Consider the following 22,044-nt stretch of genomic DNA (forward strand, 5'->3'; position numbering starts at 1 on the left):
CGTCCGACACCCGCTTGCGTACCGGTTCGGCCGGACCGGACGCCGGTTCGGCCGTCAGCGGAAGCCCGCGACCAGGAACGCCCCGAACCCGGCCACGGCCAGGGGGACGGCCGTGGCCAGGGCGAGTGCCCGCCGCCGGTTCGTCCCGCCGACCAGGACGACGACCGAGACACCGAGTACGACGTTGATCAGGGCGTTCCACAGCGGATCGATCCCGTAACTCGGGTGTCCGATGTCCTTGGCCAGCAGTCCCGCCTCGGCGAAGAGCACCGCGCCCGGCAGCGCGGTCCCCACCAGCTGCCGCCACCCCGACCCGCGCGCCCACGTCCCACCGATGCCGAAGACGATCCCCGCGACGACCCCGAAGGACATCCAGAGCAGCGACGTCGGCGCCCACAGCATGGCCAGGTCGTCGTCCTGGATCAGGGTCGCCGCAAGGTAGTAGCTGGGCACCGCGACGACGAGCCCGACGGCGGCGCCCAGCGCCGCGCGTAGCCGGCCCGACCGGACCCAGTAGCCGAAGCCGAAGGCCGCGACCGCCCACACGGCGCTGGAGTTGCCCAGTTCGGCGAACGGGTACGGCACCCACTTGATCCACACAAAGTCGAGGAACCCCAGCAGGAAGCCGCCCACCACCGCGGTGAGCGCCACGCGGCGATGATCAGGTCCCATGACCAGGGAGCATACCGGGTATGCACCGCTGGCCGCCGCGGACCCGACCCGACCGCCTCCGCGGCGGGACGCTACGAGCCGACAGCGGCCGCCCGGTAGTGGGCGAGGTAGTCCTGTACCGGCGGCGACAGGTCGTCCCAGTCCCGTTCCTGGCCGACCACCTCGAACCAGGCCAGGTTCTCCACCCAGAACCGGTAGACGAACCGTTCGAAGTCCGGCGCCACCTCCACCAGGTCGCCGGCCGCGTCCGTTTCGTCGATGCCGTCCTCGGCCCAGGTGTCGTAGTTGATCCCGCCGGCCAGCACCCGGTGCCCGCCGTCCGGTTCCAGGTACAGGTACCAGAACAGACAGTCCTGCTGGTCGTTGAGGAACCGCAGGAGCCTCGCGCCGGCACCGACCGGGCTCGGCACCGGCCGTGCCGGCCACTGCCACCAGCACGCCGTGCACGACGGCACCGCGCCTGACAACTCCGGCCGCCCCATGAACTCCACGAACGGATCCGGCAGGCCCGCGCCGAGCAGTGCCTTGTCCGCCCGGGCGTCGATCGGCCGCATGTACGCCACCCGCGGATCGCGGGCCCCGGCCAGCCAGGCGAACCGGCCGTCGAACAACGGCTCCGGCAGCGGTGGCAGGCTCTCGGCCGGGACGTGGTCGTACGTCCCGTCGTCGCACCGGTACGGTCCGAGATCCGTACCGAACCATCCCGCGCCAACTTCATCAGGCCACTGTAGACACCACGTCGATCGCGCCGCGTCGAGCCACGATCAGGACGAGGATGCCCCCGGCCGGATCACGGTCACGCCCGGCCACCGCTGTTCCGGTCGGTGCCGGGCGAGGCGGGCCAGTGACCGGTCGACGGTGACCTGGCGGGGATTGTGCCGCCACACGCCGTCGAGGAGATCCGACACCCCGTACGGCGCGCACACCTCGATCCTGTCGTCGCGGTCGAGCCGCACCACGACGGCGGTGGCCGTCTCGGGCCAGGTGCCGATCGCGTCCGCGATCGACGTCAGCGGCTGGACCGGACCGCCACCGAACTTGGCGGCGTACCAGGTGTGGACCGCGGCCTGGTTGCGTGCCTCCCACGGCACGCCGGGCAGGCGCTCACCCAGGCGCGCGGTCACCCGGTCGTCGTACCCGCGACCGAGGTCGCTTCCGTCGAAGAACGCGACGTCGACGTCGCGTACCTCGTCGGGGCGGAACCCGACCCCGTACCGCTCACCCCAGACCAGGTCGCGCAGCGCCCCCGCCCCGACCCAGGCGTCCGGGACCTGTTCGTCGCGGACGGCGGCGAGAACACGCATCATCCAGTCGTTCGACCGGATCAGCGTCTCCAGGTCGTCGGTCATCGTGCTCACTTCCCGAAGTGTCGCCGGAAGGTGGCGTACACGGGGGTGCCGGGAAGGTTGTCGTGGATGGCGAAGACAACGTGGTCGAACCGGTCGACCGCCCGCAGCGCGGTGGCGAACACGTCGGCGACCGTGGCGGGATCGTTGCGGAACACCCCGCACCCCCAGGCGCCCAGCACGAGTGTCCGGTGCCCGTGCGCGGCGGCGACCTCGAGCACCCGGCGGGCCCGGGCGGCCAGCACCGCCGGCACGTCCCCGGTGTGTTCGGGCTGGTTGCGCGCGATCGCGCCGAGGTTCGGCGCCGCCGCCGTCAGGAACGACGTCCGGTACGGCTGGTCGAGCAGCTTGCCCTTGTCGTCGCGGAACACCGGCACGCCCGGGCTGTAGATGACCCGGTCGCTGTAGCGCAGGTCCCGCTGCTCGCGGTGGAAGGTGTAGAAGTCGGGGGCGGTGAGCAGGCACGGGTACAGCGCCGACGAGCGGGCGATGCTCTCCTCCTGCGCCTTCGCCCCGCCGAGGAACCCACCGCCGGGGTTCTTGGCCGACGCGAACACCAGGCACGCCGCCGTCGGCCCGAGGCGGCTGGCCGCCGCGAGGGTCGACTCGTGCGTCACCTCGACCGAGCCGGCGCCGGGCTTCGCGTCGGCCATGGTCAGGTCGGTGTCGGGCAGGTGGTGGCGGGTTCCGGTGACGGCGGCGCGTACGGCGTCGGCGATGACCACCTCACGGCCGGCACTGTCGCGGTAGCGGCCCGCCTCGGCGATCTCGACCGTCTGGCGGGCGATCTCCCGCAGCCGGCCGCTCACGGATGGACCTGAAGATCTGAATGTGGCACGGAGGGCAGGCTAGGCAGCCCGGCCGCAGACTGGCAACGCAATAGTCGAACGTGGTCAGTCATCGACCCACTCGAGCAGGTCACCGGGCTGGCAGTCGAGCACCCGGCACATGGCCTCCAGGGTGCTGAACCGGACGGCCTTGGCCCGGCCGTTCTTCAGCACGGCCACGTTCGCCGGGGTGAGCCCCACCCGCTCGGCGAACTCACCGACGCTCATCTTGCGCTTGGCCAACTCGACGTCGATGCGGACGACGATGGGCATCAGATCACCGCTTCCATGTCGGTCCGCAGGGTAGTCGCCTGGCGCAGCAGCGCACGCATCACGATCATCAGAAGTCCGACCACGGCGACCCCTACCGACATCAGGAACAGCAGCATCGGCGCACCCGGGTCGTCGCCGGTGAATCCGACGTAGAGAAGAAGGCCCACGAGCACCACCCACGCGGCGGCGATGGCCCACACGATCGTGTCGACCCACACCAGGGACGCCTGGGTGAAGATGCGGTCGTTCTTGACCATGCCGAGCAACTTCCAGGTGGCCACGATCACCACCTGGACGCACAGCACCAGGAAGACCGCGATGGCGGTCATCGGCCACCGCAGGTAGGCAAGGTCGGGGGCCTCCTGCGCCATGTGCCTGAACTGTCCCGGCAGCGAGAGGGTCTGGAAGACGACCAGGATCCCGAACAACAACACGAGGAAGACTCTGAGTGGGGCTACGGCCCGATGCTCCGCCAGCATGCATCGACTATCACTCGTTACCTATCGAAAGTCAATCGGTTCGCTGGTCTTCGGCACCATCAGCTATGGACGGAACGTGATCCTTCGAAACGACGGTCACGCTCGGCGTACAGACCGCGTCCGGCGGGCAGTGGCACGAGCAGGAGGCGCGCTACGGGGGACGGGAGCCGGGTGTGGTGTCTGCCCCCCACACCCGGCTCCGGTGACCTCCGGTGTCATCTGATCGACCGATGCCGGGGCACCGGTGGGCGCCGTACCGTTGCACCACGTGTCGGCCGGGCAGGTCCCCCGTCTTGTCCGGCCCACACACCCGAGGCACACCTCATCCGGGCGGGTCGTCGCGTCCCGAACCGTCGTCGAACCAGGGCACGGCCATCAACGCCAGCTGGGTACGGTTCTCGCGTTCGAAGCGGCGCATCAGCCGGGACACGTACTGCTTCACGGTCGCCTCGCTCAGATACAGGCTGCGGCCGATGGCCGCGTTCGACGCCCCGGTGGCCACAAGTCGCATGATCTCGCGTTCGCGGTCGGACATCTCCGGCATGGGCGGCCGGGCCGGCCCGCGGTCGGCAGCCTCGGCGGGCTCGGCTGTCCGGGAGGAGCCGGCCGAGTCGTGCAGTTCGATCCGGGTCACGGTGCCTCCGCCCGCGCTGGCCCCGGTGAGTCCCCGCCTGGCCACGTCGCGCAGGTCGGCCGCCGCCCGGCGGGCGGACGTGTCACCGGTCGACGCGACGAGTTCGTCACTGCGTAGGGCGACGATGGCGAGGGCCCGTCGGGCCGCTTCCAGTGTCCCGGCCGGAAGGGCCGCTCCTTCGTCGGCTCCGGTCATCCCGACGGACATCGCCGGACGCCGGACGCGGTCGTCGCGCGCGTCGCGCAGGTGCAGCCCCAAGGCGAGAAGCACACCGATGAGGAACGGCACACTCGCGGCCAGTATCGCCATCGCCACCGGCACGCCGGCCCGGATGCTCACCGCCACGACTCCGGCGGAGCCCAGCGCCAGGGCGGCGGTCCCGGTGGCGATCGGGATCCAGTCACCGGCCCGGCGGTAGAGATTCAGGGCACTCATCGCGACTCCCAGCGCGATCCACGGGACCGCCCCGCTGTAGGTCAGCTCCGCCAGCCGTGGGTCCGGCAGGGTCGTGCCCAACGCCACGACGGCGACCGCGACGGCCCAGAGCACCGGCCTTTCCGGGGCCAGGAAACCGAGTGCCGTGACACCGAGCTGCGCGCCGGTCATCGCGACGACGGCCGGCGTCGCGGCGGGGAAGGCGGTGATGCCGATGACCGCGCCCAGCAGGGCGGCAGTGGTCAGGCCGATCATCGGCCACACCATCTCCCGGTCGACATGTTCCCGCACGGCACCCGCCTTCCTCGTCGATGGTCGTGCCACGGCTCAGCGCAGCGTCGCGGCCGCGAGGTCCTCCCGTACCGCTCTCACTATTCGCCGGAAGCGCATGGTGAGCCACACGACGAACACCGGCGCGTCGTTGCCGGCGTACGCGGCACCGTGGGTTTCCTGGGTCAGCACCAGGCGGCGTGCTTCGGTGTCGACGCGTACGGCCACCCGCAGCCGCTGGGCGGTCATGGTGTGCCGCACCGGCCTTCCGCCCTCGCTGGCGACGGCGGTCAGCGGACCGGTCTGTTCCCAGAGGTAGTCGCGGCTTTCGAAGGTTTCGCGGACCGTGGCCAGCACCTGCTCCGGCCGGGCGGCGGCGGTGAGCTTCAACCGTGTCATGGCTCGCTCCTCGTCCAGATCAGCGGATGTCGGTACGGGACAGACGCAGCGTGGCGGCCGCGCACAGTGCGGCGACCCAGGCGATCACGCACACCGACGCCAGCGGCCAGTCCAGGTAGCCGTAGGAGCCGGGCGCCGCCACCCCGGCCAGGCTCTCCACCGCGGCGCCGGGCAGCCAACGGGGCACGCTCGCCGAATACCACTCGCCGAGGAACGCCGCCAGGCTCACCGGCAGAAGCGAGATCACGCCGGTGACGACGACCGCCGCGACAGCCGAGCGGACGAGGACCGCGAAGCATGCGGCCAACAGTCCCTGGACCGCCATCGAGGCCCCGAACAGCAGCACGACGGCGCGCAACAGGCCCGGGTCGGTCAGGTCGAGCGGCTCGAACCCGCGCGCGGCGAGCACGCCCTGGGTCGCCGCCACCGTCATGACCGACGCGAGCAGGCCGACGACCAGACCACCGGCCGCGACGAGAACCAGCTTGGCCGACAGGACCCGGCCTCGGCGGGCGGTGGCGGGGAAGGTCGATTCGCCCAGCCCCTGGAACTCCGATGCGACGAAGGTCGCCGCCAGGTAGGCGAATGCCCAGGTGACCAGTCCGGAACTGTAGAAGATGACCGAATACCCGTTCTCCGCCTGGGCGTCGGCGATGGCGGAACTGTCTCCGATGACGGTCATGAAGACGCCGACCCCGACACTGACCAGGAGAATCAGGACGATCCCGATCGGGGTGGAGCGCAGGGCACGTATCTTGCGCCATTCCGAGCGGAACGTCGCCTCGAACCCTGGAGTGGACCGGGTGGATGCTGCGGCGTTCACCGGCTGCTCCCTCCGGTCGTGCCGGCGCGGTACTGGGCCGCGCCGGCGGCGAGCGTCAGGTAGGCGTCTTCGAGGGAGGTGCCCTCGGAAAGGTCGCCGATGTCGAACTGGCCCAGCAGCCTTCCGGCGCCGATGACCACCACCCGGTCCACCGTCTGCTGCAGCTCGGCCATGATGTGGCTGGAGACGAGCACGCAGCGGCCTTCCGCGGCGAGCCGGCGCACGAGGTGGCGGACCCAGCGCACGCCGTCGAGGTCGAGCCCGTTGACCGGCTCGTCCAGGACGAGGGTGCCCGGGTCGCCCAGCAGGGCGGCCGCGATACCGAGCCGCTGGCGCATGCCGAGGGAGAGGGCACCGATCCGCCGGGATGCCGCCGACGCGAGTCCCACTTCCTCCAGCAGGTCGTCGGCGCGCCGGTCGGGGATCCGGCCGGCCGCGGCCAACCAGCGCAGGTGGGCCCTGGTCGTCATGCCACCGGGTGTGTTGCGTACGTCGAGCACGACCCCCACGACCCGCTGCGGTGAACGGTGATCACGCAGTGGCCGCCCGTCGACGGTGGCGCTGCCGGATGTCGGTCGGTCGAGCCCGACCACCATCCGCATCGTGGAGGTCTTGCCCGATCCGTTGGGGCCGACGAAACCGGTCACCTGCCCGTCGGGCGCGCTGAACGAAAGGTCCTCGACCGCGGTGACCGCTCGATGTCGTTTGGTGAGACGAAGGGTTTCGATCATGCCCTCAACTGCACCAACACGGCGGACGGCACCGCTACTAACCTTCGTATGCGTCGGGTGTCACGAAGGTCGGTCAGCGCCTCGATGCCCGCGCGACGTCGGTACGGGCGACGGCGGGTCGGCCCGGGTCACTTCGAGAGCGCCTTTTCGAGTTGGGCCTTGGTCATGGTGGAGCGGCCCTTGATGTTGCGCTGTCTGGCCTCGTTGTAGAGCTGCTCCTTCGTACGGCCCTGGGCGCCGCTGTGCGACCGCAGGCCGCCCCGGCGTCCGGACGAGATGTCCTTGACCGACGACCGGCTCGCAGTCTTGGACTCGCCGGCCCGGGCGCGTTCCTTGTTCACCGTACGGGCGGCGATCTCCTCGGCGCGCGATTCGGCGACGCCCCGCTTCTTCGCGCTGGCCTTGATGTGCTTGTACTGGCGTTCTCTCTTCGGACTTGATCCCGCGGGCATGACCGGCTCCTTCCAGGGACGGGTCAGAGAATGGGTTTGCCGCCGGTCACCGGGATCATCGCTCCGGAGATGTAGCTGGCCTCGTCGGAGGCGAGCAGCACGTACACGGGGGCGACTTCCCGGGGTTGGCCGGGGCGGCCGAGAGGACTGTTCCGGCCGAACTGCTCGACCTGCTCGGCCGGCATCGTCGACGGGATCAGCGGGGTCCAGATGGGGCCCGGCGCGACGCTGTTGACGCGGATCCCGCGCTCGCCGAGCATCTGGGCCAGTCCGGCGGTGAAGTTCGCGATCGCGCCCTTCGTCGTGGCGTACGGCAGCAGGGTGGGCCGGGGCATGTCCGAGTTGATCGAGCTGGTGTTGATGATCGAGGCGCCGGAGGACAGGTGCGGCAGCGCCGCCTGCACGAGCCGGAACATGGCGGTGATGTTGACGTCGAACGTGTACTGCCATTCGTCGTCGGTGATCTCTTCGACGGTTTCGTGCGTCATCTGGTAGGCGGCGTTGTTGACCAGGATGTCGACGCCGCCGAACTCGGACACGGCCCGGTCGACGATCTGCGTGCACAGGGACCGGTCGGCGATGTCACCGGGCACGAGCACGGCCCGGCGGCCGGCGTCCTCGACGAGCTTCGCGGTGTCCCTGGCGTCGTCGTGCTCGTTGAGATACGAGATCAGCACGTCGGCGCCTTCGCGGGCGTACGCGATCGCGACCGCCCGGCCGATGCCGCTGTCACCGCCGGTGACGATCGCCTTGCGGCCCTGCAACCGGCCGGATCCGCGGTAGGAGTCCTCGCCGTGGTCGGGCTTGTTGTGCATCGCCGCCAGGCTGCCGGGTGGCTGCTGCTGGCGCTCGAACTGCTGCTCATCGGGCATGTCGCTGCTCCTTCACCGGACCGTCGTCGTCGCCTGCGGTCCGGGTATCCCCGACGGTGGCGGGGTCACGCCTTCGCCGACATCAGGGCCATCGGGTCGGCCGGGGTATTCGACCTGGCCACGGTCATCTGCTCGCCGAATCCGACCAGGCGGTTGCGGCCGAGCTTCCTGCGGACCTCGGCCGCCCGCAGCAGCACGATGCCGTCCACGTCGCCCCTCCGTCTGGTTGCCTGAGCGAGGCTGTCCACCGGTTCGCGCAGCCTCATATCGGCCTACATCAGGGCAGATGCCCAGCACCGCTAGCCGGCAAACTCCAGCAGCCCCACTCCTGTCGGGAATCGTCAGCCGGGCGTTCCGTCGAAACATGCACACCTTTGCCATCTTCGAACGAAAGCTAGCCACAAACAGCTCTATCTTTCGTCGATATCGATGGTTACGATCTGCGGCAGGCACGTAACACGTGTGACACACCCGCCCTCCCCGACCACACCCCCGAAAGCGGCGCGGCACCACGGCCGACCGGCCAGGCACCCCCACCCCCCGCACTCGCACCGGCACCCCACCGGCGCGGGCTCCTGCCTGTCCGCCGCTCACCACAGTGAGGTGAACCCTTGTCCGTCCTGCCCCCGCCCCGCCGGCAAACCCGACGGGCCGCGATCACCCTGGGCCTCGCCGGCGCCCTGACGCTCTCCGTCGGCCTGGCCGCCCCCGCCAACGCCGCCCCGCACAAGGTGCGCCCGTCGACCGCCACCGGTGCCGACGTCGCCGACCCCGCCGTCACGGGGCCGGTCGCGAACACCACCGGAGTCGGACACCCCGACCGCGGCTATCCGTTCCTCGCCACCGACGTCGACCTCGCCGCCGCCGGCTATCTGGAGCAGGAGTTCTTCATCGCCGGCGAGGCGACCCGCTACGCCGTCAACGGCACCGGAACGGCGACCGTCACCAGCACCGGTCACGCGTACACCACCCGGGTCGTCGTACGCCGCCCGAAGGCGGCCACGAAGTTCAACGGCGTGGTGATCGCCGAGTGGAACAACGTCAGCAACCAGTGGGACCAGGAGGTCGACTGGTTCCAGTCCCACGAACACCTGATGCGCGAGGGCTACGCCTGGGTCGGCGTCTCCGCCCAGCGCGCCGGCCTGCACTCCGCGACCGGCCTGAAGGCGTGGAGCCCCCGCTACGCGAGCCTCGACGTCACCGCCGGCGGCACCATCACCGACGACAGCCTGTCGTACGACATCTTCAGCCAGGCGGTAAAGGCGGTCCGCAGCCCGGCCGGCGTCGACCCGCTGGGCAACCTGCCCGCCCCGCAGCACGTCATCGCCACCGGCCACTCCCAGTCGGCCGGCCGTCTCGCGAATTACCACAACGCGATCCAGCCGCTGGCGAACGTCCTCGACGCGATCGTCCTGCACGGCGGCGGTGGGGTGCTGCGTACCGACCTGTCGACACCGGTGTTCCGGATCAACGCCGAGGGCGACGTCGCCAGCGGCATCTTCTCCGCCGCGGCGCGGGCCCAGGCCGACTCGCCGGTCCTGCGCTCCTGGGAGGTCGCCGGCGCCTCGCACGGCGACTGGAAACTCATCACCGACTACGGCCCGCTGCGCAAACGCGACATCGGCACCTACCCCGGCGGCTACCCCGGTGAGCCGCAGACCTGCGCCCTGCCCGCCCTGTCCCGGGTTCCGCAGCACATGGTGCAGAACGCCGTCTACGACCACACCGTGAAATGGGTCGCGTACGGCATCCAGCCGCCGACCGCCCCGAAGATCCAGATGACCGACACGACCCCGCCGGCGGTCGCCCGCGACAGCCTCGGCCTCGCCCTGGGCGGCATCCGCCTCGCCCAGCACGAGGTGCCGCTGCGGATCAACAGCGGCGCCAACACCGGCCCCGGTTTCTGCTTCCTCGACGGAAGCTCGGTCCCGCTCAGCGACGCGCAACTCGCCACGCTCTACCCGACCGTGGCGTCCTACGTCGGCGAGACCGTCGCGGTGACGACCGCGGCCGTCAGGGCCGGATACGTCCCGGGTTCGGTCACCCGCGACCCCGCCTGGTACTCCGACATCCGCTACCTCATCGGCGACCTCGCCGCCGCCGGCCGCATCGACCTGCGTACGGCGGCCAACCTCGACAACCGGCTGCGGCAGGCCGAACGGTTCGGCGTGGCCGGCAACGAACGCCAGGCGGTCGAGTTCCTGACCCGGCTCGCCGACCGGGCCGGCCAGGACCTGAAGCACGACCGGGCGGCCCGCGACGCGGTGCTGCGCGTGACCAGGGCGCTGAGCAGGCTGCTCACCAAGTCGGACCGGCTGGACTGGTAGAACCCCGGGTTCAGGCACCACCGGACGTCGCACGGACGCCCGCTCCCGGCACGGCCGGAGCGGGCGTCCGGCACGTCCCGTCCAGTGGCGGCCGCTGGCACGGCAGCACCAGCCGTACGACGAGCCCGCCCCCGCCGGCCGGCTCGACCACCAGCGAGCCGCCGTGCGCGTCCGCCACCGCCGCCGCGAACGGCAAGCCGAGCCCGAGCCCGTCGCCACCGGCGAGCCGGGTCGCCGTACCCCGTTCGAACGGTTCCAGCAGCCGGTACGCCGACTCGCGGTCGAACCGCTCACCGGTGTTCGCGATCTCCAGCGTCGCCGCGCCCGCCGAGGCCGTCAGGGTGACGGTCGCCCGCCCGCCGCCGGTGTTGTGCCGTACCGCGTTGTCGACCAGGTTCACCACGGCGCGCTCCAGAAGCGTCGGGTCACCCGCGACGGTCACCGGCTCGACCACCTGTTCGACCCGGACGTCGCGCGCCGCCGCCTCCGCCGCCACCGACCGGACCGCCGCGCCGACCAGCCCGTCGAGCGCCACCGGCTCCCGGGCACCACCGCCGTGCCGGGCCCGGGCCAACCGCAGCAACGCCGCGATGAGGCGCTCGCTCTGCCCGTTGGCGGCCAGCGCCCGCCGCAGCGCCGGCTCGAGATCCTTCGGCACCCGGCCCTGTTCGAGCGGCACCTCCAGCGCCGTCCTCGCCGCCGCGAGCGGCGTACGCAGTTCGTGCGAGGCGTTCGCGATGAACTGCCGCTGCCCGACGAAGGACCGTTCGAGCCGGTCGAGCATGCCGTCGATCGTGTCGCTGAGCTCCTTGATCTCGTCATCGGGACCGTCGAGTTCGAGCCGGCGCGACAGATCGTCGTCGGACAGTTCGCGGGCCGCGTCGGTGATGTCGGCGACCCGGCGCAGCGAGCGCTGCGCGAGCCACGCCGCGGCCAGCACGGCGAGAACCGCGAACCCCACGAGCACGACGATCGACCAGAGCAGCAGACCACCGAGCACGTCGTCGGAGACGGACTGCTCGATCACCGCCTCGCCGGCGGGCATGCCGGCACCGCCCGGGCAGGACACCGTCGCGTCCGGGCCGTCCGGCGCCGGAAAGATCACGACGTCGTCCCGACCGCCGCCGGCCGGGCAGCCGACCACCGTCGTACCGAGCGCCTCCTCGAAGAGGTGCCGGGCCAGCAGGTACTGCACACCGAGCAGCACCGCCCCGGCGGCGAGGAAACACCCGGCGATGATCATCGTCAGGCGGGTACGGAAACTCCACCGGCGCCTCGCGGTCATGTCGCCGCCCCGAGCCGGTAGCCGTGCCCCGGAGCGCTGTGCACGACCCCCGGTTCCCCCAGCTTGCGTCGCAGCGTGTGCACCACGATCTTGACCGCGCCCCGGGACGGCTCGTCGGAGTCGTACCACACGTCGTCGAGCAGGGCCTCCGTGCTGACGTACCCGCCGTCGGCGCCGAGCAGCCGCTCCAGCACCGCGAACTCCTTGCGGGTCAGGTGCAGCGGCCGGCCGTCGCGCTCCGCGACCCGCCGCACGCTGTCCAGCCGTACCCCGCCGCACTCCCACACGACCGGCGCCGCCGGGCGTCCACGCCGCAGCAGCGCGCGGATGCGCGCCAGCAGTTCGACGTACGCGAACGGCTTGGCGAGGTAGTCGTCCGCCCCGAGGTCGAGTCCACGGACCCGGTCGTCGAGGGTGCCGGCCGCCGTCAGCATGAGAATCCGCACCGGATGCCCGGCCGTGACCAGCGCCCGGCAGACCGCGTCACCACTGAGGACGGGCAGGTCGCGGTCGAGTACGACGACGTCGAACTCGTCGGCGCCGAGCCGGACGAGCGCGGCCGCGCCGTCGTACACCGCCTCGACCGCGTACCCCTCCGCGGCGAGCCCCTCGGACAGCGAGGCCGCGAGGTTGCGGTCGTCCTCCACCAGCAGCAGTCGCACGGGCAGCCCTCCTTCGTTCCACTCCGAGTGTGCGCGGCGGCGGTTTGGTTCCGGTTAGTCCGCACCGAACCGGACGCGAACCCGGCCGTTGCTACAACGGCTCGCACCGTCGTGGAGCCGTACCGCGGCGGGCCGCCGATCCGAAGGAGTGACCATGACGACGAGACGTACGACCGGATTCGCCGTAGCGCTGGGAATGGTGGCCGTCCTGGCGCTCACCGGCTGCGCCGACACCGAGCCGGCGGACTCCGGTAGGCCGGACACCGCGTCGCGGTTCGCCGCCTGTCTGGAAACCGCCGGTGAGGAGGCCCGGGTGAACGCCGCCGGACAGGTGCTCGTCAAGACCCTCGCCGACCGCGCCGGCGGCCCCGTCGACTTCGACGGCGCGATCGTCGCGGTCGAGGCCGACGAGGCCGGAAACCCGTGGATCGCGGCAACCGACCCGTCGGCCTTCGCCGGCGACCCGAGTCTGCGGGCAACCTACGAGCGGTGCCTGACCGAACACCCGGACTTCACGCAGCCGCAGACGCCGCGCAAGGCCACCGACGGCGGCACCGACCGGCAGGAACCGGCGCTCGCGTTCGCCGACTGCGGCCGCCGGCAGGGGCACGCCTGGGTCACCGACCCCGACCCCGCCAACGGCGACGCCATCGTGCTGCCCGACACCGTCACCGAAGCCGAGTTCCGCAGCCTGCTCCAGGCCTGCCACAACCCGACCCACGGGGTCGCCTTCATCGCCAGCGACGCGATCGGCTTCGACTGGGCGGCCGTGATCGACGAGGTCACCGGATCGGTCGGGCGGTGAACCGGCGCACCCTGGCCGCCGCCGGCTCCGGCGCGTTGCTGGTCGCCGTCGCGGCGGCGGTCTGGCTCGGCCGGCCGGCCACCCCGGACGCCGAACCGGCGGCCGTGACGGTCCCGGTGCAGCGCACCACCCTCACCTCCGAGCTGCGGCTCAGCGGCCGCCTCGGCCACGGCCCGCTCACCCCGGTCGGCGACACCACGGGCACCGTCACCGGGCTGCCCCGGGTCGGTGACGTGGTCCGCGTGGGCGCCCGCGTCTACGAGGTCGACGGCCGGCCGGTCGTCCTGCTGCGCGGCAAGCGCCCCTTCTGGCGCGAACTCTCCACCGGCAGCGCGACCGGCCCCGACGTACGCCAACTCGAACAGAACCTCGCCGATCTCGGCTTCGGCGGCGGCTTCGACGTCGACGAGCGCTTCACGCCGGCGACCGCAAGGGCCGTACGCGCCTGGCAGCGCTCGATCGGAGCCGAGCCGACCGGCAGGGTACGGCCCGGCGACGTCGTCACGGTCGACGCCGGCGACATCCGGATCGCCCGCGTCGACGCCCGCCTCGGCGGGGTCGACGCGGCGGCGCCGGTGTCGTACACCGCGACCGCCGTACGGGTGACGGCGACCCTGACCCCGGCGCAGGCCCGCGAACTCGCCGCCGGCACCGCCGTCGAGGTCGTGCTGCCCGACGGGACCAGGGTCGCGTCGACGATCGCGGCGATCGACCCTGGTGGCGAGCCGACCGGCACCGACGGCGAGACGACGCCGGCGACCGCCACCGTCGACCTGCCCGACCAGAAGGCCGTGGCGGACATCGGGCTGCCCGCGGTGCAGGTACGCGTCGCCAAGGCCGAACGGGCCCGGGCGCTCGTGGTTCCGGTGACCGCCCTGCTGGCCACCGCCGACGGCGGGTACGCCGTCGAGGTCGTCCGCGACGGCGTCGTCGAGCGGATACCCGTCGAGGTCGGCCTCGTCGCCGACGCCCGCGCCGAGGTGTCCACGGCAGCGTCCGGCGACGGACCGGAGCCGCTGCGCGAGGGTGACGCAGTGGTGATCGCCTCGTGACCCCGCTCCTGACCGCCGACCGGATCAGCCGGACCTTTCCCGGCCCGCCGCCGCTGACCGTGCTGCACCCGACCGACGTGACACTGCACCGCGGCGAGAGCGTCGCCGTCGTCGGCGCGTCCGGGTCGGGAAAGAGCACCCTGCTCTCGCTGCTCGGCACGCTCGACCGGCCGACGACCGGCACCCTGTGCGTCGACGGACGCGACGTCGCCACGATGGGCGAACGCGAGCGTGCCACCCTGCGCGCCACCCGGATCGGCTTCGTCTTCCAGCAGTTCCACCTGCTGCCGACCCTCTCCGCGCTCGACAACGTCGCGACCGGACTGCTCTACGCCGGGGTCGGGGCGGTCGAGCGCCGCGAGCGGGCCGCCGCGGCACTCGACGCGGTCGGGCTCGCCGCCCGCCGTACCCACCGGCCCGGTCAGCTCTCCGGCGGCGAGCAGCAGCGGGTCGCGATCGCCCGGGCGATCGCGCGCACCCCCGACCTGCTGTTCGCCGACGAGCCGACGGGCGCCCTCGACTCCGTGACCGGTGAGGCGATCGTCGCCCTGCTCGCCGGGATCGCGGCGACCGGCACGACGGTGGTGGTCGTCACCCACGACGCCGCCGTCGCGGACCGCTTCGCGCGACGCATCAGCCTGCGGGACGGACGGATCGTCGACGACCACGGCCCCGGACCCGGGGACGCCCGGTGACGGCCGGCGACCTGCTGCGTACCGCGATGGTCGGGCTGCTCGGGCGGCCGCTGCGGTCGGCACTGGCGATGCTCGGCGTCGCACTCGGGATCGCCGCACTCACCGGCCTCACCGGTGTCGCCGCGTCCAACCGGGCCGCGCTGCTCGCCGAACTCGACCGGATGGGCGCCGACCTCATCGTCGTCGAACCCGGTGCCGGCCCGGACGGCACCACCGTCCCCCTGCCCGAGACGGCGCCGGCGATGATCAGACGGATGGCCGGGGTCGACCGGGTCGGCGTCGTCGAGCAGGTGCCCGAGGGGCTGCGCGTCTATCGCACCGACCTCGTGCCACCCGGCGAACACAACGGGCTCGGCGTCATCGCCGCCCGTACCGACCTGCTCGACGCGATCGGCACGGGCCTGCGCGCCGGCTCGTGGTTCGCGCCCGGAGCCCGGCCACTACCGGTCACGGTGCTCGGTGCGACGGCCGCGGACCGGCTGGGCGTCCACGACGTCGGCGGGCGGGTGTGGATCGGCGGATCCTGGTACGCCGTCGTCGGCATCCTGAACCCGGTGCCGCTGGCCGGGGGTGTCGACGCCGCCGCGATCCTGCCCGCGGACTGGGCCCGCGCGCACCTGCCCCCGCCGGCGGACCCGGACCGGACGATCGCCGCCGTCTACGTACGCGGCGGCGACGGCGACGCGACGGCGGTGCGTCCGCTGCTCGCCGCGACCGTCGATCCCGGCGGTGGGCGGGCGTCGGTCTCGGCACTGTCCGAACTCGCCGACGCCCGCGGCGCCACGGACGCCACCCTCACCACGCTGAGCCTCGCGCTGACCGGCATCGCGCTGCTCGTCGGCGGCGTCGGCATCGCCAACACCATGGTCGTCAGCGTCGTCGAACGGCGGGGCGAGATCGGGCTGCGCCGGGCTCTGGGGGCGATGCCCCGCCACATCGCCACGCAGTTCCTGGTCGAGGCGCTCACCCTCGGCGCGGCCGGCGGCATCGCCGGCGCGGCTGTCGGGGTGGCCGCCGCCGCGGTGCTCGCGCTCGCGACCGGGGCTCCCGCTGTCGTGGAGCCGCTCGCCCTCGTCGGCGGACCACTGCTGTCGTCGACCGTCGGCGGGCTCGCGGGCCTGCACGCGGCGACCCGGGCGGCCCGGATGCCCGCCACCGACGCGCTGCGGGTCGGTTGAGGGCTGTGCACCGGCCGGTACCGGCGGTAGGCAGAAGGGGACCCGGGGTCCCCTTCTGCCTGGGTCAGCGGGATGTGTCCCGGTTGTAGAGCCGCTTCGCCCAGACGTAGCTGACCACGGTGATCGCGCTGGTCCAGGCGAGCGCGAGCCAGCCGTCGTTACCGATTCCGGTGCCCATCAGCAGGCCGCGCAGCGTCTCCATGATCGGGGTGAACGGCTGGTGGTCGGCGAACCAGCGCACCGCCGTCGGCATCGAGTCGGTGGGAACGAACCCGCTGCCGAGGAACGGCAGCAGGATCAGCGGCATCGGCAGGTTGCTGGCCGTCTCGACGCTCTTGCTGACCAGGCCACAGGCGACCGAGAGCCAGGTGACGGCGAAAGTGACGGCGACCAGCAGCCCGATGGCGGCGAGCCACTCGACCGGGTTCGCGGTGGGCCGGAAGCCGACCAGCAGGGCGACCCCGGTGACGGCCGCCAGGCCGAGCATCGTCTGGATCATGCTGCCGAGGACGTGGCCGGTCAGCACCGACGGCCGGAAGATCGACAGGGTACGGAAGCGGTCGATGATGCCCTCGGTCATGTCCATCGCGACCGAGATCGCCGTTCCCTGCGCGGTGCCGGCGATCGCTATCAGCAGGATGCCGGGGGTGATGTAGTTGGCGTATTCGGCCCGGCCGCCGGCGGCGCCGAGCCCGGCCCCCATCGTGCCACCGAAGACGTAGACGAACAGCAGCAGCAGGACGACCGGGATGCCGACCAGCATCAGGGTCAACCCCGGATACCGCTGCATCCGCCGCAGGTTGCGCCGCAGCATGGTGGTCGAGTCGCGTACGGCGTAGGTGAGGGTGCTCATCGCACGGATTCCCTTTCGGGGCGGCCGGTGAGGGCGAGGAAGACGTCGTCGAGGTCGGGGGTACGCACGTCGAGGCCGTCGACCTCGATCGAGGCGCGATCGAGTTGGTCGAGCAGTGCGCGCAGCGACCGGACCCCGCCGTCGCCGGGCACCCGCAGGGTCAGCGTCTCGTCGTCGCGGGCCGCGCCGGGGAAGGTGCGGGCGGCGGACTCCAACTCGGACAGATCGGTGAACCGCAGACTGACGTGCCCGCCGGGGACGAGGCGTTTGAGTTCGTCCGGGTGCCTTCGGCGATCAGCCGGCCGTGGTCGAGCAGCGCGACGCGGTCGGCGAGTTCGTCGGCCTCGGCGAGGTACTGGGTGGTGAGGAAGAGCGTCACCCCGGACCGGACGAGGTCGCGGATGATCTCCCACATGGTGCGCCGGCTGCGCGGGTCGAGGCCGGTGGTCGGCTCGTCGAGGAAGATGATGCGCGGCTCGCCGATCAGGGTCATCGCCAGGTCGAGGCGGCGCCGCATGCCGCCGGAGTAGGTGGCCACCGGCTTGCCGGCCGCGTCGACCAGGTCGAAGCGGTCGAGCAGTTCGGCGGTCCGGCGCCGGGCGGTGGCCCGGTCCAGGTGCCGCAGGTCCGCCATGAGGCGCAGGTTCTCCTCGCCGGTGAGCAGGCTGTCGACCGCGGAGAACTGCCCGGTGACCCCGATCGCGTCGCGTACGGCGTCGGGCTCGCGGGCCAGGTCCCGGCCGGCGATCCGGACGTCGCCGGCGTCGGCGCGGACCAGAGTGGACAGGATCTTGACGGTGGTGGTCTTGCCGGCGCCGTTCGGCCCGAGCAGCGCGAAGACCGTGCCGGCCGGCACCGTCAGATCCACGCCGTCGAGCACCACCTTTTCGCCGTACGCCTTGCGCAGGCCGGTGGCCGTGATCGCGGGAATGGGCATCAGCTGACTCCTCGAGAAGGTCTGCGTGGTTCAGGAGCGGCGGACGACGATGTCGCCGACAGAGGTGACGGCCCGTACCTTGACGGTCTCGTCGGAGTTGCCGGGAGCGGCGGACGGGGTCAGCTCGTTGCGGACCCGGCCGGCGGTGGTGTCGAGGTCGAGCCAGGCGGCGCTGCCCTCGCGGATCCCGACCTCCAGGGGCCCGGCCGCCGTCTCCAGCGTCACCGTGCCGCGGACGACCTCACCGACGCTGACGCCGCCGTTCGCGGTCTTTGCGGTGACGTCGGCGTGGGCCCGGTCGACGGTGATCGACCCGTTGGCGGCTTTGAGCCGCACGTCGCCGGTGACCTCGCCGATCCAGCTGTCGCCGTTGGAGTTCTGCACCCTCGCCGGCCCGTCGATCCGGTGGATCCGGATGTCCCCGTTGCTGGCGGTCACCTCGGCGCCGCCGTCGACGTGCTCGACGAGGACGGCTCCGCTGCCACTGTTCAGCCGTACCGGGCCGGCCCGGTCGATCCGGATGTCGCCGTAACCGTTCTTGAACCGGCATTCGCCGAGCCGGCCGTCGAAGCGGACCTCGCCCATGCCGGTCTCGCCCTCGACCCGGGAGCCGGCCGGTAGCGCGACCGTGACGTCGACCCCGCCGCTGCGGGTGAACAACGAGCCGAGCCGGGGAGCCCGGACGAGCAGTTTCCCGTCGGCGTACTCGATGCGGGTCTGCTCGGCGATTTTCCGGTCGGGCTTGCTGTCCGGGTCGACGGGACGTACGTCGACGGTCGTTTCGGTGCGGTCGTCGGCGGTGATCCGCACATTGCCGACGACGAAGCCGAGACTGAGCGTGACGGAGATCGGTTGTGGGGTGTCGAAGGTCGGCATGGCTGTTCCCCTACCTGGTGGCTGGAGTGGTGGGCGGTCGGCTGGTGTGCGGCGCGGGTGTGGCGGGCGGATCAGCGGACCCATCCGGTGAAGCGCTGTCCGTGACTCGCGCCGCCGTAACCGGACGTGGGCCGGGTGCCGGACCCCAGGGCGGCGGCGGCGGCCCGGACGAGCCAGGCGTTGACCGACAGCCGCTCCCGCGTCGCGGCTTCCTCGACGCGGGCCTTGATCTCGTCGGGCAGGCGCAGGTTGATCCGGGAGGTGGCGCCCTTGTCTCCGGCCGTGGCCGCGTCGTCCCAGGTGGCCGGCGGGGCGGTGGGTGGCTGCTCGTCCGGCACCACCGGTGCGGTGCGGGCGGGGGTAACGACGAAGTCCGGCTCCCGGCCGCGCAGCCGCAGGTGGACCGAGCCCGGCGCGAGGTCGCGGGTGATCTCGGCGGTGGCGGCGGACAGCGCCTCGAGCAGGGTGAGCCGGATCGCGGATTCCAGCGGGGCGGTGAGGCGGTCGGCGAGCGCCCGCGCCTCGTCGCCGCCGGCTTCGGCGGCGACCGCGAGTTCCCGCCGGAGCAGGTCGACGTACGGCGTGAGGTCCATGGGAGCCACTATGGCACCATCTTGGCTCAGCTCGCAAGCTATTTGGCTCAACCCGGCTCAGCGTGAGCCAGGCCCGGCACCACTGCTTCCCCTACGCATATGTCCCGGCGGGACGGGCAGTCCGCGGTATGGCCAAGGAGATGGAAGGCGACAACAAGAAGCGACGCGCGCTCGCCGCCGCCGCCCGCGAGCAGGGCCGCACCGCCGTCGAGGCCGGGGCCAGCCTCGGCGGCTCCAAGCAGCGCGAACACGCCAGACGCAAGGAACGGGCCGGCCCGCAGCCGGCCGGCGCCCGCAAGCCCGGCCCCCAGGCACCGAGACCGGACCTGCCGCCCGGCCCCGAGACACCCCGCCCGCCGCACTCCCCGCCGTACGGCGACACGGTCGCCGACCCCGGCGTCCTGCGCCTGCGCTACCGCGAACTCGTCAGCGAGGTCGGCGACCGCACCGGCGTCGGATTCGACCAGGCCAAGGGCGCCGCCCGCGCCACCGTCAGCGTGCTCGCCCGCGCCCTTCCCGAGCCCGACCGGCAACGGCTGCTCGACGCGCTGCCGACCGAACTGTCGCAGGGACAGGACGTCAGCGAGCCGTACTACGGCCGTGGCCTGTCCGGGTTCGTCCAGCAGGTCGCCGGACTCGCCCAACGCCCGCCCGAACAGGCGCTGCTCCAGACGCAGGCCGTCCTCGGCGCCATCGCCGCCCAGGACGGGCAGCTGCTCGACTCGCTCGAACTGCCGGACTTCCTGACCGACCTCACCCACCCGCCGGCACCCGGTGGCGGACTGGTCGGCCCGAACCGGCACACCGCCCCGCTCGACGAGGACGAGCTGATCGCCGCCCTGCGCCGGCTCCCCGGCTGGACCGGCAACGCCAGCGCGCTGACCCGCACGCTGACCCTGCCGCCCGACCAGCTCGACCGGGTCCTGGCCCGCCTCGACCAGCTCAAGATCGACAGCGGTCGCGGTCCACGGATCAGCCGCCCCGACGACTGGACCGCACAGCTCGTTGTCCAGACCACGAACGCACGCGCGGTGACCGCACTCGACGTCGACCTGGCGGCACTGATCAACGACGCCATCGACGAGGCCGCCGCCGGCCTGGCATGACCCGTACGAACACACGAAGAGGTGGTGCCGTGGAACTGGTCGAGGAGTCGCCGTACCGGTTCCGGATCGACCGGCACGGCGACATGCGGGTACCCGGCGTGGTCTTCGCCTCCCGGCCGCTGCTGCCCGACGTCTCCGCCGACAAGGCGATCGACCAGGTCGCCAACGTGGCGACGCTGCCGGGCATCGTCGAGGCGTCGTACGCCATGCCCGACGTGCACTGGGGCTACGGCTTCCCGATCGGCGGCGTCGCCGCGACCGACCTCGGGGCGGACGGTGTCGTCTCACCCGGCGGCGTCGGATTCGACATCTCCTGCGGCGTACGGCTGCTCGCCGCCGACCTCGACCGCGCCGAACTGCCCCGGGTACGGGAACGGCTGATGGACGCCCTCGACACCGCGATCCCCCGGGGCATGGCCAAGGGGCGGTATGGAGGATCACCGACCGGGCCCAGCTGAACGAGGTCCTCCTCGGCGGGTCGAGGTACGCCGTCGCGCAGGGCCACGGCGTCGAACGTGACCTCACCCGCTGCGAGGACCACGGTGCGGTGTCCGACGCCGACCCCGCCCAGGTCAGCGACCGGGCCGTGCAGCGCGGACAGGGCCAGGTCGGCAGTCTCGGCTCCGGCAACCACTTCCTGGAGGTGCAGGCCGTCGACCACGTCTACGACGAACCGGCCGCCGAGGCGTTCGGGCTGCGGCCCGGCCAGATCTGCGTCATGGTCCACAGTGGTTCGCGCGGCATGGGGCACCAGATCTGCACCGACCACGTACGCGTCATGGAACGGGTCATGCCCCGCTACGGGATCAACGTACCCGACCGGCAGCTCGCCTGCGCCCCGGTCTCCTCACCCGAGGGCCGGGCCTACCTCGGTGCGATGGCCGCCGCCGCGAACTACGCGCGCGCCAACCGGCAACTGCTCGGCGAGGCCGCCCGCCGGGTCTTCGCACGCGTCGTCGGCCGCCGCCTGGACCTGGTGTACGACATCTCGCACAACCTCGCCAAGATCGAAACTCATCGGGTCGACGGCGTCGACAAGCGGCTGTGCGTACACCGCAAGGGCGCCACCCGGGCACTGCCGCCCGGCCACCCCGACCTGCCCGCCGACCTGGCCGGGGTGGGACAGCCGGTGCTCATCCCCGGCTCGATGGGCACCCCGTCCTACGTGCTGACCGGGGTCGCCGGCTCCCCCGCGTTCGCCTCGACCTGCCACGGCGCCGGCCGCGCCCAGAGCCGCACCCAGGCCGCCAAATCGGTGCGCGGCAAGGAACTGCGCGACCAACTGGAGGCCCAGGACATCTCGGTACGCGGCGCGTCGATGCGCGGGCTGGCCGAGGAGACGCCGCAGGCGTACAAGGACGTGTCCGCGGTCGTCGAGTCGGCCGAGGGCGGCGGCCTGTGCCGGCGGGTGGCCCGGCTGGTCCCGGTCGGCGTGGTAAAGGGCTGACGGCACCGGTCATGC

Annotated in this window: 24 protein-coding genes and 2 pseudogenes; 7 read left to right on the top strand and 19 right to left on the bottom strand. The window is 72.3% G+C overall.

The window, feature by feature from the left end:
* Positions 1-54 precede the first annotated feature (54 nt).
* From Prubr_RS09420 to Prubr_RS09480, 13 genes are all read right to left on the bottom strand, one after another.
* The gene (locus Prubr_RS09420) at positions 55-651 is read right to left on the bottom strand and encodes a DUF6518 family protein (protein ID WP_246568501.1); all 597 of its coding nucleotides are present in this window, start codon (positions 649-651) and stop codon (positions 55-57) included.
* A gap of 92 nt (positions 652-743) precedes the next feature.
* A complete protein-coding gene (locus tag Prubr_RS09425) occupies positions 744-1,283 on the bottom strand; it encodes a hypothetical protein (protein ID WP_212823944.1) in 540 nt (179 codons plus the stop codon).
* A 153-nt stretch (positions 1,284-1,436) separates the two neighbouring features.
* Positions 1,437-2,021, bottom strand: a complete 585-nt coding sequence (locus Prubr_RS09430) for a nucleotidyltransferase family protein (RefSeq protein ID WP_212827795.1) — start codon at positions 2,019-2,021, stop codon at positions 1,437-1,439.
* A 5-nt stretch (positions 2,022-2,026) separates the two neighbouring features.
* On the bottom strand, positions 2,027-2,827 hold the full coding sequence (locus Prubr_RS09435; RefSeq protein ID WP_212823946.1) for a TIGR02452 family protein: 801 nt from the start codon (positions 2,825-2,827) through the stop codon (positions 2,027-2,029).
* An 84-nt stretch (positions 2,828-2,911) separates the two neighbouring features.
* Positions 2,912-3,118: a helix-turn-helix domain-containing protein gene (locus Prubr_RS09440; RefSeq protein WP_212823949.1), complete on the bottom strand. Its 207-nt coding sequence runs from the start codon at positions 3,116-3,118 to the stop codon at positions 2,912-2,914.
* Positions 3,118-3,552, bottom strand: a complete 435-nt coding sequence (locus Prubr_RS09445) for a DUF2975 domain-containing protein (RefSeq protein WP_246568502.1) — start codon at positions 3,550-3,552, stop codon at positions 3,118-3,120. Before Prubr_RS09445 ends, Prubr_RS09440 begins: the two co-directional genes overlap by 1 nt.
* 367 nt (positions 3,553-3,919) lie before the next feature.
* Positions 3,920-4,957 (bottom strand): helix-turn-helix transcriptional regulator, encoded by a 1,038-nt coding sequence (locus Prubr_RS09450; RefSeq protein WP_212823968.1) that lies wholly within the window; start codon positions 4,955-4,957, stop codon positions 3,920-3,922.
* A 36-nt stretch (positions 4,958-4,993) separates the two neighbouring features.
* Positions 4,994-5,335: a hypothetical protein gene (locus Prubr_RS09455; RefSeq protein ID WP_212823971.1), complete on the bottom strand. Its 342-nt coding sequence runs from the start codon at positions 5,333-5,335 to the stop codon at positions 4,994-4,996.
* Positions 5,336-5,354: 19 nt separating this feature from the next.
* A complete protein-coding gene (locus Prubr_RS09460) occupies positions 5,355-6,158 on the bottom strand; it encodes a hypothetical protein (RefSeq protein WP_212823974.1) in 804 nt (267 codons plus the stop codon).
* The gene (locus tag Prubr_RS09465; protein WP_212823977.1) at positions 6,155-6,889 is read right to left on the bottom strand and encodes an ABC transporter ATP-binding protein; all 735 of its coding nucleotides are present in this window, start codon (positions 6,887-6,889) and stop codon (positions 6,155-6,157) included. Before Prubr_RS09465 ends, Prubr_RS09460 begins: the two co-directional genes overlap by 4 nt.
* A gap of 128 nt (positions 6,890-7,017) precedes the next feature.
* Positions 7,018-7,341 (bottom strand): plasmid stabilization protein, encoded by a 324-nt coding sequence (locus Prubr_RS09470; RefSeq protein WP_212823979.1) that lies wholly within the window; start codon positions 7,339-7,341, stop codon positions 7,018-7,020.
* A gap of 23 nt (positions 7,342-7,364) precedes the next feature.
* Positions 7,365-8,213 carry a glucose 1-dehydrogenase gene (locus Prubr_RS09475; RefSeq protein WP_212823981.1) on the bottom strand — a complete coding sequence of 283 codons (849 nt, stop codon included), beginning with the start codon at positions 8,211-8,213 and terminating at the stop codon, positions 7,365-7,367.
* A 65-nt stretch (positions 8,214-8,278) separates the two neighbouring features.
* The gene (locus Prubr_RS09480) at positions 8,279-8,422 is read right to left on the bottom strand and encodes a hypothetical protein (protein WP_212823983.1); all 144 of its coding nucleotides are present in this window, start codon (positions 8,420-8,422) and stop codon (positions 8,279-8,281) included.
* A gap of 402 nt (positions 8,423-8,824) precedes the next feature.
* On the opposite strand from Prubr_RS09480, the gene Prubr_RS09485 reads away from it, so the two are divergent.
* Positions 8,825-10,540: an alpha/beta hydrolase domain-containing protein gene (locus Prubr_RS09485; RefSeq protein WP_212823991.1), complete on the top strand. Its 1,716-nt coding sequence runs from the start codon at positions 8,825-8,827 to the stop codon at positions 10,538-10,540.
* Positions 10,541-10,550: 10 nt separating this feature from the next.
* Here Prubr_RS09485 and Prubr_RS09490 read toward each other — a convergent pair whose 3' ends face one another.
* On the bottom strand, positions 10,551-11,825 hold the full coding sequence (locus Prubr_RS09490; RefSeq protein ID WP_212823993.1) for a sensor histidine kinase: 1,275 nt from the start codon (positions 11,823-11,825) through the stop codon (positions 10,551-10,553).
* Complete coding sequence (locus Prubr_RS09495) at positions 11,822-12,487, bottom strand: response regulator transcription factor (protein ID WP_212823995.1); 666 nt, start codon at positions 12,485-12,487, stop codon at positions 11,822-11,824. Before Prubr_RS09495 ends, Prubr_RS09490 begins: the two co-directional genes overlap by 4 nt.
* A gap of 154 nt (positions 12,488-12,641) precedes the next feature.
* Between Prubr_RS09495 and Prubr_RS09500 the strand changes: the two genes are divergently transcribed.
* The 4 genes from Prubr_RS09500 to Prubr_RS09515 are packed head-to-tail and all read left to right on the top strand — an operon-like array spanning position 12,642 to position 16,217.
* Positions 12,642-13,292: a hypothetical protein gene (locus tag Prubr_RS09500; protein WP_212823997.1), complete on the top strand. Its 651-nt coding sequence runs from the start codon at positions 12,642-12,644 to the stop codon at positions 13,290-13,292.
* Positions 13,289-14,344: a peptidoglycan-binding protein gene (locus Prubr_RS09505; RefSeq protein ID WP_212823999.1), complete on the top strand. Its 1,056-nt coding sequence runs from the start codon at positions 13,289-13,291 to the stop codon at positions 14,342-14,344. The genes Prubr_RS09500 and Prubr_RS09505 overlap by 4 nt, the downstream gene beginning before the upstream one ends.
* Positions 14,341-15,039: an ABC transporter ATP-binding protein gene (locus Prubr_RS09510; RefSeq protein WP_281425892.1), complete on the top strand. Its 699-nt coding sequence runs from the start codon at positions 14,341-14,343 to the stop codon at positions 15,037-15,039. The genes Prubr_RS09505 and Prubr_RS09510 overlap by 4 nt, the downstream gene beginning before the upstream one ends.
* Positions 15,036-16,217 carry an ABC transporter permease gene (locus Prubr_RS09515; RefSeq protein WP_212824006.1) on the top strand — a complete coding sequence of 394 codons (1,182 nt, stop codon included), beginning with the start codon at positions 15,036-15,038 and terminating at the stop codon, positions 16,215-16,217. Before Prubr_RS09510 ends, Prubr_RS09515 begins: the two co-directional genes overlap by 4 nt.
* A gap of 64 nt (positions 16,218-16,281) precedes the next feature.
* Here the strand turns inward: Prubr_RS09515 and Prubr_RS09520 are convergent, their stop codons facing one another.
* The 4 genes and pseudogenes from Prubr_RS09520 to Prubr_RS09535 all read right to left on the bottom strand — a co-directional run bounded on the left by Prubr_RS09520 (position 16,282) and on the right by Prubr_RS09535 (position 19,476).
* A complete protein-coding gene (locus Prubr_RS09520) occupies positions 16,282-17,070 on the bottom strand; it encodes an ABC transporter permease (protein WP_212824008.1) in 789 nt (262 codons plus the stop codon).
* Positions 17,067-18,007 (bottom strand): annotated as a pseudogene (locus Prubr_RS09525) (ATP-binding cassette domain-containing protein). Before Prubr_RS09525 ends, Prubr_RS09520 begins: the two are co-directional and overlap by 4 nt.
* A 30-nt stretch (positions 18,008-18,037) precedes the next feature.
* Positions 18,038-18,883 (bottom strand): DUF4097 family beta strand repeat-containing protein, encoded by an 846-nt coding sequence (locus tag Prubr_RS09530; protein WP_212824011.1) that lies wholly within the window; start codon positions 18,881-18,883, stop codon positions 18,038-18,040.
* Between the two features lie 71 nt (positions 18,884-18,954).
* Positions 18,955-19,476 (bottom strand): toxin-antitoxin system HicB family antitoxin, encoded by a 522-nt coding sequence (locus tag Prubr_RS09535; protein ID WP_212824013.1) that lies wholly within the window; start codon positions 19,474-19,476, stop codon positions 18,955-18,957.
* Between the two features lie 128 nt (positions 19,477-19,604).
* Here Prubr_RS09535 and Prubr_RS09540 point away from each other — a divergent pair, with 128 nt between their 5' ends.
* Together Prubr_RS09540 and Prubr_RS09545 are read left to right on the top strand one after the other, a co-directional pair.
* Positions 19,605-20,582: a DUF2267 domain-containing protein gene (locus Prubr_RS09540; protein WP_212824018.1), complete on the top strand. Its 978-nt coding sequence runs from the start codon at positions 19,605-19,607 to the stop codon at positions 20,580-20,582.
* 29 nt (positions 20,583-20,611) lie between these two features.
* Positions 20,612-22,029: pseudogene (locus tag Prubr_RS09545) on the top strand (RtcB family protein).
* Positions 22,030-22,044: the final 15 nt, after the last annotated feature.

The sequence above is a fragment of the Polymorphospora rubra genome, assembly GCF_018324255.1.
GTDB lineage: Bacteria > Actinomycetota > Actinomycetes > Mycobacteriales > Micromonosporaceae > Polymorphospora > Polymorphospora rubra.